Origin of the sequence: Yoonia sp. R2-816 (assembly GCF_046762905.1) — a bacterium.
Classification (GTDB): domain Bacteria; phylum Pseudomonadota; class Alphaproteobacteria; order Rhodobacterales; family Rhodobacteraceae; genus Yoonia.
Map to the genome: position 1 here is coordinate 1 of NZ_JBKQXN010000275.1, position 15,236 is coordinate 15,236.

The 15,236-nt window shown below is 54.2% G+C and carries 6 protein-coding genes; 5 read left to right on the forward strand and 1 reads right to left on the reverse strand.

The annotated features are described in order from the left end of the window. Nucleotides 1-53 precede the first annotated feature (53 nt). The 5 genes from ACFWW2_RS16785 to ACFWW2_RS16805 all read left to right on the forward strand — a co-directional run bounded on the left by ACFWW2_RS16785 (nucleotide 54) and on the right by ACFWW2_RS16805 (nucleotide 8,703). Nucleotides 54-6,593 carry a DUF6862 domain-containing protein gene (locus ACFWW2_RS16785; protein ID WP_393929810.1) on the forward strand — a complete coding sequence of 2,180 codons (6,540 nt, stop codon included), beginning with the start codon at nucleotides 54-56 and terminating at the stop codon, nucleotides 6,591-6,593. Then, nucleotides 6,590-7,165: a hypothetical protein gene (locus tag ACFWW2_RS16790; protein WP_393929812.1), complete on the forward strand. Its 576-nt coding sequence runs from the start codon at nucleotides 6,590-6,592 to the stop codon at nucleotides 7,163-7,165. Before ACFWW2_RS16785 ends, ACFWW2_RS16790 begins: the two co-directional genes overlap by 4 nt. Before the next feature lie 246 nt (nucleotides 7,166-7,411). Beyond that, entirely contained in the window at nucleotides 7,412-7,756 is a 345-nt protein-coding gene (locus ACFWW2_RS16795) for a hypothetical protein (RefSeq protein ID WP_393929814.1), read from the forward strand. Next, nucleotides 7,753-8,022, forward strand: a complete 270-nt coding sequence (locus ACFWW2_RS16800) for a hypothetical protein (RefSeq protein ID WP_393929816.1) — start codon at nucleotides 7,753-7,755, stop codon at nucleotides 8,020-8,022. The genes ACFWW2_RS16795 and ACFWW2_RS16800 overlap by 4 nt, the downstream gene beginning before the upstream one ends. 180 nt (nucleotides 8,023-8,202) lie before the next feature. Next, entirely contained in the window at nucleotides 8,203-8,703 is a 501-nt protein-coding gene (locus ACFWW2_RS16805; RefSeq protein ID WP_393929818.1) for a hypothetical protein, read from the forward strand. Between the two features lie 481 nt (nucleotides 8,704-9,184). On the opposite strand, the gene ACFWW2_RS16810 is transcribed toward ACFWW2_RS16805, so the two are convergent. Beyond that, nucleotides 9,185-14,797 carry a RecQ family ATP-dependent DNA helicase gene (locus tag ACFWW2_RS16810; protein ID WP_393929820.1) on the reverse strand — a complete coding sequence of 1,871 codons (5,613 nt, stop codon included), beginning with the start codon at nucleotides 14,795-14,797 and terminating at the stop codon, nucleotides 9,185-9,187. Nucleotides 14,798-15,236 lie beyond the last annotated feature (439 nt).

Below are 15,236 nucleotides of genomic sequence, written 5' to 3' on the forward strand. Positions count from 1 at the left end.
GGCAGGGTTTTACGCCGCCGTTGACAGGTGTGGGCGTAAAGGCCCCGGAAACCATGGCCGCCAGCACTGAAGAGATGGTTCTGACCGCAGATGGTCGCCTTGTCCTCAAAACTGTAAGTGCCGGGGCTGGGATCACTGCAAATGCGTCAGATGTCGAGGTGAATGATCGGCTGATTGCAAGTGGGGACATCAAATTGACGGCGGCGAATGACATTCTTGTGGCCGCCGATGCACAGATTGTTTCGGACAGTGCAGCGCTGTTGGCCGCAGGAGGAGGCATCTCGCTAAGTAGCAACAGCGAGGTGGTCACTGCAGAGCAGAGCGAGCTTGTCGCCTCAGGCAGGATCAATCTGTCCGATGGCGCACGGACCGTATCTAGGGGTGACACCAGCATCACAGCAGCAAGTCTGACTGCTGGCAGTGGGGCAATTTTGGCCGCAGGCATTTCGGATGGTGAGGGTGGTGAGAAAAATGACGCCGCGCTTACAACACTCTTGCTGGATATTTCTGGCACTGCACGGTTAGCGGGGGCGCAGGCCTTTGCGGCTGGACGATTCGAGATCACAACAGAAATTCTGGACATTTCCAGCGCTTCATCTATTGATCCAACACTTTTTGTTGCGTCTGGGGATCTGGACATCACCGCTTCCGAAGTGACGGCAACACATGCTGAAGCTCGTACAGATCAGAATCTAACGATTGCGAATGGTACAGCGGCTATCTCAATCATGGGTGGCGCGTTTCAGGCAACACAATCCGCCACGATTGCAGGATCGAGCCTCGCGTTTGACAGCATACTCACCGTGACAGATGGCACAGCAACACTTAATGCCGTGTCTGGCCAGTTGGATGTGAACGGGGGAATTGAGGCTGAAAGCCTGTCGGTGATGGCAGCTACCAACCTGGTCAATACCGGTATTTTGCAGGGCGCGAACTCTGTCATACTTGAGGCGCAGAGCATAGAGAATTTGGGTGTTGTGAATGCCGCAATTGGATCTACAGTGTTACAAGCGCAGGCCATCACCAATTCTAGCACGGTTTTTGGTGCGACGGATGTGCAGATTTACGCAGATGCCTCTGTCACGAATTCCGGCGCGGTCCATTCGGATGGTTTCGTGGAGTTGGGCGGGCAGTTCGGGGTCGCAAGCGACAGTTTCACAAATACCGAGACCGGGGAAATCATCGCCACAGGCGATGTGGCTTTGCGGTCAGACGACCTTATCAATCACGGTGTTCTGGCCTCCTCCGATGCGCAGCTTTTCATCGAGACTGCGGGTGATATTTCAAATACCAGCACCGGGGTGATCTATGGCGACATCCTGATCCAGCTAAATGCCGATGGCGTGATCGAGAACACCGGTGGCGTCATCCTGGGTGGTAAAGATATCGTGGTGGCAGGGTTGTCAGGCGCGTATGCGACAAGATTCACCAACAATGCTGCGGGACTTGTTGAAAGCCTGGGCGGGGATATCTCGCTGGCGGCTGAAACGATCGAGAACATCGCAGAGGCCCCGACCATAACAGAGACGTCAACGACGTCGACCAACAGTAACCGAACGGGAGATTGTGGTGGGCGTGAACGAAATTGCACCACCACTACCACTACCACCTCGATCACTACGCAAAGTGTCGTATCAGAACCCGGCAGCCCGGCCCAAATCATATCTGCCGGCAACATCACGCTGGCCGGGACAGATGCGATTAATGCATACAGCCTGATTTCGGCTCAGGGCGACATCACACTGGCGCTGAACAGCCTTCAAAACGAAGGCATGGATGTGAACGAGACGACGGATGTAACAAGATCCGTCCACAGGTTTAAGCGAGACTGTTGGTGGATCACTGGTTGGTTTTGCGAAGTTAAAAGAGATTCCACCAGAACCACTATTTTACCATCTGTGGTCACACCAATCGGACCCCCCATCTTCTCCACCATCGAAGCGGGCGGTACCATTGCAGGAACTGTGACCGGCTATGTCATCAATGGCGCTGTCACTGACGGCACAACGCCAACGACCCAAAGGGAGGAGGGAGATAAGGACTACTCCCCCACCGCGCCGGGTGATGCGTCCAACCGTCCGCTCACCGGTGACATTTCTGACCTGGACAGCTCGGCCATAGGCAATCCAAACCTATTTGTCGAAAATACCGACCCGGACGCGGACTTTCTTCTGGAAACACGCTTTGATTTTATCGATCTGGATCAGTTCAAGTCGTCTGACTATTTCTTCGTGGCGCTTGGCATCGATCCGGAGTCCTATGCGACGCGATTGGGCGATGCTTATGTTGAAACGCTTTTCATTCGCGAACAACTCTTTGATCTGACCGGCACACGCTTGTTAGAGCCAGGCGTTGATGAAGCCGCGCAGGTTCAGGCGATGTATGACAATGCGGTTGATGCTGCGGTGGCGCTGGAGCTTGTGCCGGGTGTGGCCTTGTCACCTGATCAGATCGCCGCGCTGACCGATGACATTGTTTGGCTTGAAGAAACCATGGTGGATGGCCGTATGGTCCTTGTTCCGCGCGTCTATCTGGCTTCCTCCTCGTCGCTTGAACGCAGCCAGAGTGGTGCGCAGATCGCCGCCTTTGATGTTCAAGTTTTCATTGGCGAGTTCACCAACACAGGAGCAATTTCTACCGATGGCGATCTCCGCCTGACGGTCGAAGGGGATCTGAACAATATGGGCGGTACGCTTTTTGCGGGTGACACACTGTTTGCGGATGTGTCGGGTAGTCTATCGTCCATTTCGGGCCAGCTTTCCGGTGCCGACGTATATCTGAGCGCACGCGATGTTACCATTGAAACCGCTGTCAATCGCAGCGAACGAGACAATGGATATCAGGATGGCGTCGCGGTGCAGTCCTCGGTGGCGGCCTTGAACAGTCTTACGATTCAGGCGGACGACACAATTGCGCTGGTCGGCGCCCGGCTAGACGCGGGAAGCGATGTGGAAATTCTAGCGGGCGGGGACATTCTGGTAGGTGCACTTGGCCTTGAGGGTGAGGTCGGCTCAAACCTCGCACCTGATCTTATCGTTCATGATTCAGTCACCCATCTGATAGGGTTTATAACGGCAGGAAACAACTTGACGATCCACTCCACCGGCACAGACGGCGGGGGGGATGTGACAATTGAAGGCGCGCAACTCACCGCTGAAGAAACACTTTCGGTAGTCGCCGATCAGGGCAGCGTTGGTGTCTTTGCTGTTGTTGATACCAGCCAGGATCTGATCGTGTCCCCCAAAAACTCGCTTTTCGATGAGAACGGCGTGCGTGTGGATGCCAAATATCTGGACAACACCGCACTTCAGGCCAACCTGAATGCCGGGGTCGATGTTTTGATTCAGGCTGCAGATGCGGTAGCGGTGGTCGCTTCCGACATTGAGGCCGGTGAAGATGTCGCATTGCTGGCAGGCGGGGATATACTTGTCGGTGCCATAGCGCTGGAAAGCGAAACTTTCGAGCGGTACCACAACAAATCCTCAGGCAATGGCTCTGCGGCGGGTGCTTTGGCGATCGCAAGTATCGTTTATGGAGGCAAAAAGGAAGGGTCCTTTTCCACCGAATCCGTCGACTACGCGACCAGTTCCATTGCAGCGGGCAACAATGTGACAATCCAGTCAACCGGCGCCAACGGAATCGGGGATATCACCATTGAAGGCGCAGATATCGCGGCACGGCAGTACCTTTCCGTGGTCGCCAACCAGGGTGATATCAATCTGCTCGCGGTTGCGGATACTCACTATACGGATGCGAAATTCAAATCGAGCGGTCTGTTTTCCAAATCCGAAACCCGCGATCAGAGCTTCACACTGACAAACCAGGTGACAACGCTAACCGGGGGGGTTGGGATCAATGTTCTGGCAGCGGGCGCCATATTGGCCGAGGGCACAGAATTCATGGTGCCTGGCGTCTCTGACGCCGTGTCGGGAGATGATAGCTTGGCGGCAGACGGGCTGCAACTCACCAGCGTCTATGGTGACACGGTTTTCACGGCCGTTACGGATGTACAATCCAGCGCTTCGTATAAAAAGTCTTCCGGGTTCTTCGGCCTTTTGGGTAGCGAAAGTGATATCAGATCGCTGAACACAAATGCAGTGGGCGCAACAGCGGATGTGGGGGGAGATATAGGTATCACCTCGGGTGGTGATCTGATCCTTACAGCGGTGGATTTCAAAGCCGATGGCAGCTTCAGTACTGACGTGGCGGGCAGTACAACTCTGCTGGCAGCGATCGATACCAGCTATACTGCGGTTGATACGATGAACAACAATGGTGTCACGATCAAAACCACCACCACAACGGATTATCAGGAAAGCGTGAGCTTCAACTCGATTGACGCTGCAGGTGGGGTCGATTTTGACGACGACAGTCATGTGACATTGGCCGGGGTGCGCGACCCGATGATTGGCAGCACCCATGCCGCTAGCCTTGTGGGGGCAAAGGGAGAGAACTTGGGTGTTGCTGCGCTGTATCTCGACCCTTCTGATTCTGACCTTTCCAATGACCAATCGTCCGGGACCAGCCCGGACGCGTCTGATTGGCGCCGCGATCTTGATGTGGTCACTGCAGCTCTTCCTACAGGGCAGGATGGCAATGGGTATCTGTATCTTGACGGTCTGACCAGTCGTGAGGGCACCACCGTCGACGCCATCACTTTGATCGATGACCAATTCTATGAAGAGGATACGGTGCTGAACCCTGCGTTCAAAGCGGCATTGGCCATTGCCGTGTCCGCTGCCATCGGGAACTTTACCGTAGTTGGTCAACTTGGATCGTTACTTGGGAATAGCACCACATTCGGCTCGGCCCTGTCCACCGCGGTATCAACCACGGCGACAACAACGGCTTCCGCTTTCGTGGTGGAGAGTACGGCTGGTGTCGTTACCGGCGACTTTGATCTGGACGACATCGTAAAACAGGCGGTGACCGCCGGTGTTACTTCTGGCGTGACGGCGGGTCTGACGACCGGTATCAATCTGGGGGAAATTAACCCGCTTTCCGATACCAGTTGGGCCAACACATCCGCCTTCCAGGGAGTGAGCTTTGGCGAGGCGCTGACGGTAAACGCTCTGCTGGAAACAACCCTGGATGCAGGCATTCGGGCCGGATACGCCGCTAAGACCAACGATGATGTCAATTTTGGTGACGCCTTCCTCAGCGGCTTGCAATCGGACGTGACCAATATGACTATGGCCGACCTGCAGATGGGAATCGGCGATTGGGCGGAACTCAACGGCGGCGAAGGGACCATTGGCCATATCGCCCTGCATGCTGCGGTGGGGTGTGCTGCTGCGTCCGCGCTTGAGGGCAGCTGCGCATCCGGCGCGACGGCCGCCGGGGCGCAGGCGGTCTATGCCGGGATCCTAGGTGATGCTCGCGATACGATGACCGAGACGGAAGAAACCTCCGCCAAACAAACAGCCCAGTTAGTCGGTGCTTTTGTCGGCTACGCCACCTCGGGTGGGGAGGCCGTGAACGTCGACAACGCCGCAAATATCGCCCAGTCGGGGCTGGAGAATAACTATCTGAACCATGCCGAAGCTTCCGCGCTAGAACTCATGCGCGAGGACCTTGCTGATTGCGCGCAAACTGCGAGCTGTTCTGAGGCAGATATAGCGCTTCTGGAACAGGGTATCGATCGGCTTGAAACCCTTGATGAGGCGCGGGACACAGCGCTACGGGATGCCTGCTCCTCCGATCCGCAGGGTAGCGCTTGTAAGGGTTTTGTGACCGAAGCGTTGCTTGCAGCAGAATACTACGCTTCTCCTGAAAGTCAGCTGACCGGGCCGCAATTGTCGGGTTATGGAATTCTGGAACAGCGTCTTGAAAATGGGATGGAGGATCACCCGCGCGTTGATTTTGCGGAAGATGTGTACAGCCATCGCGACGATATCATCGCGCTTTTGTCGGAATTCGAGGCAACCACCCTGCAAACCCAACAGGAGCTTGCCCAAGGCGATGGGCTGGCGGCTGGCGCCGCGTTGGGGGCCGCCACCCTAATCGCGGTTGGGCCACAGATTTCTGCGGCCTGTCTTGCAAACCCAATTTGCCGCGCTGGTCTCGCTATTACAGAGAGCGTTGATTGTGCATCAAGTTCAGACCCAACTTGTATCGCCCCGGGCCCAACACCGACACGCACAGGGCCAAACGTGCCATTGCGCGAAGCAGACGAAGTAGCTAACATCGCACCAAAGACGACAGTTGATCCGGGTACTGTTTATCAGGTTCGACTTGATCCGGCACATCCGGGTCGCCCAGACCCAGCGTTTTCTGTCGATACTTCAACCTTCACTAGCGGCGCGACTACCGCCAATGGTGGCACCCGTAATAGCAGGCAATTTTGGAATTCTTGGTCTAACAAATCGAACAATGGATTGAGCCAAGCCAATCAAACTGCAGTTGCAAATGGTAGGGCACCTGTTGTGGATGATGATTGGTTGAGAGTTTTTCCTGAGCATTCAGATTTTAGGGGGCAGCAGATCGTTCACCACCACATGGATTACGGGCAATATGCCATTCCCGTACCTCGTGGCGCCCACAATAACTCCCCCGGATTTTCTATTTGGCATCCTCCGCAAGGTTCAGAATGATCGAGAATCTTAATGAAGCGTTGTTGTTTTATGCTGAGCGCAAAGAAGAGTTTGTGTCGTTTGGTGCGGCCATACTGAAGCGTCGAACTGGTCAACTGGAAGGTCTCAACACCGTTGTCGAGAAGCTGGGGTTGCCTGATAGCTTTGCTTGTTGTGCTGCCGAGTTGTGCATGGAGAGGGTATCTTTAGGGTATTTTGATTTGTGTCCCGGCGACCCAGAAAGTCTCTGTAGCTCGCTTTTGGCATTAAATGAGGATACCAGAAACCCTAGTTTGCCTAGCAACTTGCTTAGCGTTGCGGGGTTTGATGCAGATCTCATAGCAGTCGCCAAAGGCGAGCCGTATCATGCAAATGGTACAGTGTTTTACGTTGACGTTACCAGTTCACCTGTTCCGCAGATCGCGGTCATCTCCGATAACTTCTCTGACTTTCTAATTATGGCGAGCGCATTGGATCAGGCTATTCTTGAGGGGCGCGATGACCCTGAGGCCGCTATCAATCAGTTGGCATCAAACCTCGGGTATGACGGTTATGCTGATAAGTGGCAGCTGATCGCCAGCATGGCAGTTTAGTCACTCTGCCTGTTCTTCGGTTGCTTCTGGCTTCTGATAGTTAGGCATATGTATTGCGCAGAATTTGGCGTTTGACTGATTGTTGATGGTTTGTCCGTCTGCTTGGTCGCACCAGCATGCGTTGTCGTCTTGGTGCCCGGTGCAACAACCTTGAGGCAAGGCGAGGAGGTTGTAGAGGCCACAAATAATGCACGGGTTGGCGAAAGAGCCGCTGAAAAGATAACTTGGGTAGACGAAAATGCGGGCATGAACACCGCTGCACGCAACTATGATGATGGCGCTACAGGTGCTCGTTCAAATGTTGAAACCCAAAGACGTCAAGCTCCAGCATTGACTCGAACAACGGAAGATGGCGGTACAGCTATGGTTCGCTTTGATGGCGTAGATGGCGACGTTCTAATTGACCGGAAAGTTTCAGTTGTTACAACTACAAAGGCTAAAAATCAGGCGACACGCCAATCGACAGCGTTGGCAGAAAACGGTCTTACTGCACGCTGGGAAGTTTCCACACAAACTCAAGCCAACAGAGCTAACAGGATGTTCAAAGAACTGGGCATAGAAAACATTACTGTGAAGGTGGTACCGCAATGAATGATGATACTATGAACAAGTTGGTCGAAATACTGTTGGATCAGCTATATCAGTTAGAAATCGCATCAGATGACCACGTAAACGAGGATTTTTCAATCCAACTGATGGAGCAAGCTGCTGCAAAGCTTCAACGACTTGATGCGGATCAGGCTCGAGCTTTTCTGGAAGTGGTGGATAACATGGCTCGCAAAACAGTCGACCAAGGTCAAAAAGAATACCTGCAAGAATTTGGCGATAACTTTGGCATCACTGATGTTTTAACTTAGGTTGCAAACACAAAATGATCAATGGAACACCGACCTACGTGAGAACAATAGATGTTGGACGCACAATTGGCACTGTTCGCCAGTCAAATGGCGGCGGAACAACGGCCAATCTATACGTTCAGACGGATAGTGCAGGTAACTTGATTACTGCATTTCCGGTGCCTTAAAGGAGGGTCGAACATGATTTTTCCCGAACGTGCCCATCAATATTCATATTACGCTGGTTACGTGTCAAAGACGAAACGAACGCAGCTTGATGAGGCATATCAACGTTTCTCCGAAATCTTTGGACGCAAGCCTGAGATTGCGGATATATTTGACCCTTGCCCATTTAATGATCGCTTAGAGCAGATAGTTAGAGGTTTCCAAATCTACGAAAAAACAAAGAAAGATGAACTAGTAAACCTGCTGGAAACTCAGATGAGCGAATTTTTCTATCTAGTTTCAGATTTTACTGTTCCGAACTCTGGCGATGGTCGAGCCTTTTTTGCCAAGGCTCACAATGGGCAGATCGTCTTGCAGTGCGACAGATCCTTTCAGTGTTTTGCGCTTGATGGTTCGCCATTTGACGTTGGCGAAGTTAGCTTGATGACGAAGAACGACTTTGCTCAACGGTTTGGGGATTTATCCCCAACTGATTGGCCATATAGAGGGAAACTAACTGTAGCCACTGAGTGTTAAGCAACCGCATGGGTTTTCTGCGTCGTATCAATACTTGATCGCTGCAGTGCTGGTGACTGCTTTGAGTGCGGCGGCTATGCCAATGGCACCATTTTCGAAAAGCGAAGTCGAATTTCCCCAGTATCAAGAAGCGGTCATAGATGAACACACGGATATCGACTTTGCAGCACGAGCACCACCGTTAGCTAGGACCAACGTTGCGTTCACAGGTGCTGCTGTTGTTTGCGGCGAGGAAAGCGCTCGATGATATCATTAAAGTTGATGCCGAGGCAGAGAAGGTTTGGCCGTCCCCACGATCAACAAGCTCGCTGTCTTCGGAGGTAACTGCAGTGCGCAAACAATTGAAAAGAAAAACTGTGAGAAGAGGTATGCTTCTCATGTGAGCAAACGCTCCTTTTTGCGTACTACAGCTACGCGGGCAAAAGCAGATTCATATGGGCCACCTGAAACTGAGTTTGGTTCCCACATGTGGCAAGTCCCATCAATCTTCGATCAGCGAGAAGTCATCGTCACTGCCAGGTTTATTTTTGCGATTTCTGGCTTTTCCCGTTCGTTTTGTGCTTTTGGGTACGTAATTGCCGTTTAAAGCCTTTTCGACCAGCCATGTCGCGTGGTGGTCCGGGAAGCCTTCGCCAAAGTGACGGATCAGATCGACGTACTTGAAGCCGAGGGCAGAAATCTTGCTGATCTCCTCGCTGGTCGATGCGTTTTTGACAACAAGGCCTCCGCCCTTGGCCGTCAGCATTACGTTATTTTCTGCCAGTGCTGCTGCGAGTTCATTCCACGACTTTGCAGCGGCAACCGCTCTGGCGATAATCAATTTCAGATCGCGTTTTGGCGCAGCGTCAGGCATCAGCGTTTCTGGGGCTGGAGAAACCTTATTTTTTGCGGGCGGTTCGCTCTCTTGTTCGGCTGGACAGTGCCTGGCGTTGTCCATCTGATCAAAATCGGGGGCTGTCTGCGTCTGCGGACTAAGTGAAGTTTCGGCAGTCTCAGGCCGGAAGATCAACTCTGGCAATACTGTCTCCCAGCTGTCACGCTTGTGGTAGTGTGCATAGTCTTCGCCACTGTCGACCTTTCGCCAGTTGATGATGGCCCCGATCTGACCAGAGATGAACGCATGCCCCTGGGGTGGTTTCCACGATTTGGCCATACGTCCGACGACGCGGTTTCTGGCGTCGAGCAAAACCCAATGAGGCTGTTGAAACACAAGGGAGAGGCTGTCCCCGACTTTGGCAGAACGAACAGCCGAATGCACCTCATGCGCATCTCGCTGCCGACCGGCGAATGACAGATCAACTGTATCAAGCGCAGGCATCTGGTATTTGACCGCGGGTAGGGCGATCTTTCCACGATCAGGTACCACGCGTCTGGCCAGTACTGACTCGGATCCAGTTTTCAGAAAAGGATGCTCTCCGGCTGTTAACACCATCAGGCTTTGCTGTGCACGGGTCATGGCCACGTAAAACAGGCGGCGAGGAGCTTCGGTATCTTCTTCTTTTGAAACCCTTGTCCAGCCGCCATTCAAAATAGCGACGTGGTCGAACTCAAGGCCTTTCGCCCTGTGCGCCGTCAGCAAAAGCAGCCCGCGCTGTTCGCCGCGTGTATCTCGCGACCACTCGGCAATCCATTCAACGATGTCGGGCACTGGCATTTCCTTGGTACCCAATTCCCGAGCCAATTCGGCCACACCCTCGGCGAGCAAATCCACCCATTTGTTGCGAGCCTGTTCATTCAGTACCATGAGGATATCCTGAATACTTAGTAACTCGCCCTGTTTCTTGCGCAGCCCCGACACCAAGCATTGGGTTTCTAGGAGGCGCCAAACATTCGGAAGATCTTCGTTGGCCATGTCTACGCACAGCCCCTGCGCTTCGGCGTAGGTCCGAACCGCATCCAACGTTATCCAGTCTCGGGAAATCACCGCTGCGCGAGACCAGCTCCAGCTTGGGTCCAGACGGGACAGGCGGATTAACTCATCGACGACTGCTACGGCCTGCGGCATATCACCTGTTGGAACATCAAGAAGTTGGACCCGACCATGGGCAACGGAATCTGCCTTCTCTAGACGCCCACCCCTCGGTTGGGACACCCGTGCCTGATTGATCCTGATTTCGTGATCGATCTTCATCCGGTCAGGTGCTTTCGAAATGACCTCGTTGGCCGCCGCGATAATATGTGACGTTGACCGGTAATTCTCGATCAGAAAAGACGGTCTGGCCTTGTAATCTTCTTCAAACCTGCGGATGAATTCGACTGAAGCTTTGTTGAAGGCGTAGATATTCTGGTCGTCATCGCCAACAGCAAACAGGCTGAGTTTCAGATCGGCATCTTCCAGAGAGCGGCCTGCCACTGCAGAAATGAGCGCGTAGGCCTCAGGGCCGATGTCTTGATACTCATCCACGAGAATCCAGCGAAATCCCTGTATCAGGCTATCGCGTTGTGCCTCGGCCTCGGTTTTAGTCAGTCCTTCGGGACTGAGCTGGCGGACCGCTTCCGTGATGATATCGTTAAAGTCCTTTGTGGCAGCCTGAACCCCCGCGAAACTGGCACCAACCAGTTTCATTGCAAGCGAATGGCAGGTCGAAATCGTGACCCCCGCCGCATCATCACCCACCAGCGCTCGTAGCCGGACGCGGATTTCAGCAGCTGCATGGCGGTTATAGGCCAAAACTAAAATACCGCGCGGGTCCTCGCGCTTCATCCGCAACAGATAGGCGATCCGGTGCACCAAAACGCGGGTCTTCCCCGATCCGGGACCCGCCAGAACCAATACATTGGTCTGTTCCCGGTCATCCACGACGATGTCCTGCTGAACTTTGTTGCCCAGGTCTTCCACAATGGCGGTCCAGGACTTGCTGGTCGTTTGTCGCCTGACCTCGCGTGCCATGCCCGGCATCCAGCGTTTCATGAACTGCTCTTTATTGAGCAGAAAGTAGTCCTCTGACAAACGCTCAGCATCCGCCATCTTTTCCAGACCTGTTTCTGCATAGGTTGCCATGACATGGGTCTGAAGCGTCTGCTCGGCGTAATGCTCCTCCAAAGGCAGGAAGTCCGATTGCGTGAACTGGCCACCCTTTGGGTTCAGAAAGACTGTCATGGCAGGGCGGAACACAGTCAACCCTTTACCCAGTGTCAGCACGCCTTGCTCATGCATCCAAAGCAGGGCGCGTTCCAACAACTTGGTCATGTCACTCAGGCCGCTGGATTTCAGAACCGCATCCTGTGTGAGTTGCGCCAGTAGATCACCAACAGTGGTTTCTACCTGCAAGTCTTTGCCGCGCGTGCCTTTTTCGAGTCGCCCCGTCAGAAACTCCAGCAGAATCTCGGCTGCTTGCCACCGAAGTTCAGCAGTCCGGAAAATCGTGTCCCATGACCGTTCGAGCGTAATGTTCAGGGTGTTCCGGCTGATCTTGCGGAGCCGGATATTCCCTTTGCCGCCATCCTGCCCCTTGCCATCCCGCGCGATTCCTCGGATTAGTTTGTCGATCACGTCGGGGCGGGCGTCTGCATGATCCTGATCGCGCAGTCGCTGGCAGGTCTCCGACAGGTTCAGCGGCATCGGGGCGTCCTGGTCGGCATCCGGTGCCAGCTCGCGAAGCAACGCGACAAGAGCGCGTTCCAGGTTTGCGGCCTGCGTCACGCGCGCAGAAGAAGACTGCGCTACGCCGATATGGATGAATACCGTCATCGCAACATCGTTGCGCGCGATGCCAAAGCTTTCGAGATTGGCCATCGCCTTGGTCAGTGCGCCTGGTGTCAAGCCGCTGACACCACAGAGTTGATCCGTGGAAACCCCTTCATCCGCCGGGGCCGAGATCAGATGTTGAACGATGGCTAGCAATTGTTTGCGATGCGCATTTGTGATGCCCTCCTCTGGGAGCCGCTGTTTCGCCTCTTCCATTGTGTGGACTCTCAGTGAGGAAGGGAAAATCCGGACACGATTCTCTTCGCGCGAGACAAGCGTTGCTTCCTCAAGCCAGGACACCGCTGTCTTGACCCGTGTGTCATCTGTTGCACTGTCCCGCTCGAACTCGCGGTCCTTTTCAGACCGGACGATCTCTCCCGAGGTGGCGACGATCTTGCCGGTCTTGCGCGTGCGTTCGTCAATCCGACGCAGCGCTTTCAGGATGGCCCCGATTTCGTGCCGGGCAAGACGAGAGCTGGCCGACAGCCGGAACTGGCGTTCCACATCGTCTCCCGCGAACAACAAAACGCAGTGGGCGTCTTCGCGATCACGTCCGGCGCGCCCTGCTTCTTGCAGGTAGTTTTCCAGCGATCCTGGGATGTCGGAATGAACCACCAGTCGGATATCGGGTTTGTCGATTCCCATGCCGAAGGCATTGGTGGCGGCGATCACCCGCAGGTCTCCGACCCGGAACCGTTCTTGAACGTTGTGTTTGTCATCGGACCCAAGTCCGGCGTGGAAATGCGCTGCGTCCATGCCTTGCGACTTCAGAAACTCAGCAACGCGCTCGGTCTCCTTGCGCGTCGCGCAATAGACCACGGCACCGGATCGACCCTCCGATGGCAGCAGCTCTTCAATTACGTTCAAGACATCGGTCAGTTTGCTGTTCTTGGTCGTAGGTCTGACATTAAATGTCAGATTTTTCCGCGATGCCCCGCCATCAAAGGAAAGCAGCTGGACCCCAGCACGAGACTGGAAATGCTCTATGATGTCCGCAACCACTTCCGGTTTGGCCGTGGCCGTGAGGCAGAGGATCGGGGGTGGGGGCTGGTCGCCCGAGAACTCTTTGATGAACCGTCCCAGATACCTGTAATCCGGCCTGAAATCATGACCCCATTTCGAAACGCAGTGCGCTTCGTCAATGGCCCACAGGCCGATCTCGCGCTGTGAGAGAGCCGAGCGGATGGATGTACTGCGCAATTGCTCGGGCGAGATGATCAGCATGCCCGCATCTCCCATGCGGACCTTGTCCAGCGCATCCTGCCGTTCTGGCATGGACATCCGACCATTGACGGTAACGGAACAGGAAATACCTGCCCGTTCCATCCCTTGTACCTGATCAGCCATCAGGGCGACCAACGGTGATATGACGACAGTCAGTGCACCGATCTTATCGAACCGGGACAGCGCGGGTACCTGATAGCAAACGGATTTTCCTGTGCCAGTCGGCAGGATCCCCAGCAGGCTGGTTCCGGACATAGCTTCATCGACAATGCGCTCCTGTAAGGAACGACCATCCGGGTCGACAGGCTGGGAGCGAAAACTGTCAAACCCGAACCACCTGTTCAACGCGCGGACTGGGTCATTCTGTTCCGCACACCACTGGCAGTTGGGATCTTTGCAGGATGTATCTCTGAGATGCCGGACAATCAGCGACGCCTCGCGGAACTGCGCCCGGACCCACGGCGGCATGACCGAGTCCCCGCCCGCTACGGTGATCCAGGATAGCGCATATGCCATAGGCCACCCGTTTCGAGGATTGCTAAGCCGCCCCAGAGTCTGTTCGATCCGTTTACCACAAGCCCGACCGTCCAGCATCCGACGGATAGCGGCGACGGCTTCATCCTGCGGTGGGCAATTGGCTTTTCGTAGGTACTTGAAAACGGCATCAAACCCGCTCGATTGATCCGTTCGGGTAGTCAGGTAATGATAGGTTGCAAGCGCATCTGGTTCGCTTTTGGCGAGGTTTTGAAAGGCGTCGAGTTGATTGGCGAACACTTCAAAGACAAGCCGGGCGTCAAGTTCTGGATCATTGATATGCCCTGCAGCCAACCGCCCGTCCTGATAGTGTTTGACCAGATGGTGGTAGGGGTTGCGTGGGAAGGCCAGCGGGTTCAACCACAGTGTATCAATTGGTGCCTGCATGATCTGAGCCAGCCGTGGTCTAGCAGCGATCAGGTGTTCCATATCGTGGTGCAGGAAATTGTGGCCAATCGGATGCGCGATGTCAGCAATGGCGTCTTCCAGGCGGTCGAGGTTTTGCTCCAGCGAACCGGTTCCGGAATTTAAAGCCGGTTGGTCATCGTTTCGAACTGCCGCGAAAGCAAAGACCTTGGCGTTCCTGGGATCCACCTCCAGATCGATGGACAGGCATCCAGATAAAAACTCAGTATGTCGACCGTTCATCAAGACAGCGCATTTGTTCAAAGGTTATTGATAGAAATACCTTTTTGAGAACATACACAACCCGGACGGGAAGGATTCTTTCGCAAGCCCTGGCCCTATTTGACTGATCAATCCCCGCATTAATAGTCAAGCTCTATCGTAAAATAGAAGATAGGAATTGGCGCTTCGACGTACTGTTGTCTGATGTGTTCAATTGTTAACATCACGCGAGGCGGGCAACGTTATGACCGGTGCCAGCCCCAAAGCGGACGCGATCTAACAGGACAATGACTAGTGAGCGTCCGGAAGGGCGGGCGGGAGGACGAAGCCGCTATCGCGGCAATGGCGCTTGTTTCTGGCGTAATGAACCCATGCTGACTGCGCGTATTTTGCGATCTTGATGACCTGTCTGACGATTGGGGTTTCTCAATCTGATGACAGGAGGTTCCCATGACAGAGG

What these genes read in the sequence shown, in the direction of transcription:
- ACFWW2_RS16795 (WP_393929814.1), top strand. Translation starts at nt 7,412, where the DNA reads ATGAACACCGCTGCACGCAACTATGATGATGGCGCTACAGGTGCTCGT.
- ACFWW2_RS16790 (WP_393929812.1), top strand. Translation starts at nt 6,590, where the DNA reads ATGATCGAGAATCTTAATGAAGCGTTGTTGTTTTATGCTGAGCGCAAA.
- ACFWW2_RS16785 (WP_393929810.1), top strand. Translation starts at nt 54, where the DNA reads ATGGCCGCCAGCACTGAAGAGATGGTTCTGACCGCAGATGGTCGCCTT.
- ACFWW2_RS16800 (WP_393929816.1), top strand. Translation starts at nt 7,753, where the DNA reads ATGAATGATGATACTATGAACAAGTTGGTCGAAATACTGTTGGATCAG.
- ACFWW2_RS16805 (WP_393929818.1), top strand. Translation starts at nt 8,203, where the DNA reads ATGATTTTTCCCGAACGTGCCCATCAATATTCATATTACGCTGGTTAC.
- ACFWW2_RS16810 (WP_393929820.1), bottom strand. Translation starts at nt 14,797, where the DNA reads ATGAACGGTCGACATACTGAGTTTTTATCTGGATGCCTGTCCATCGAT.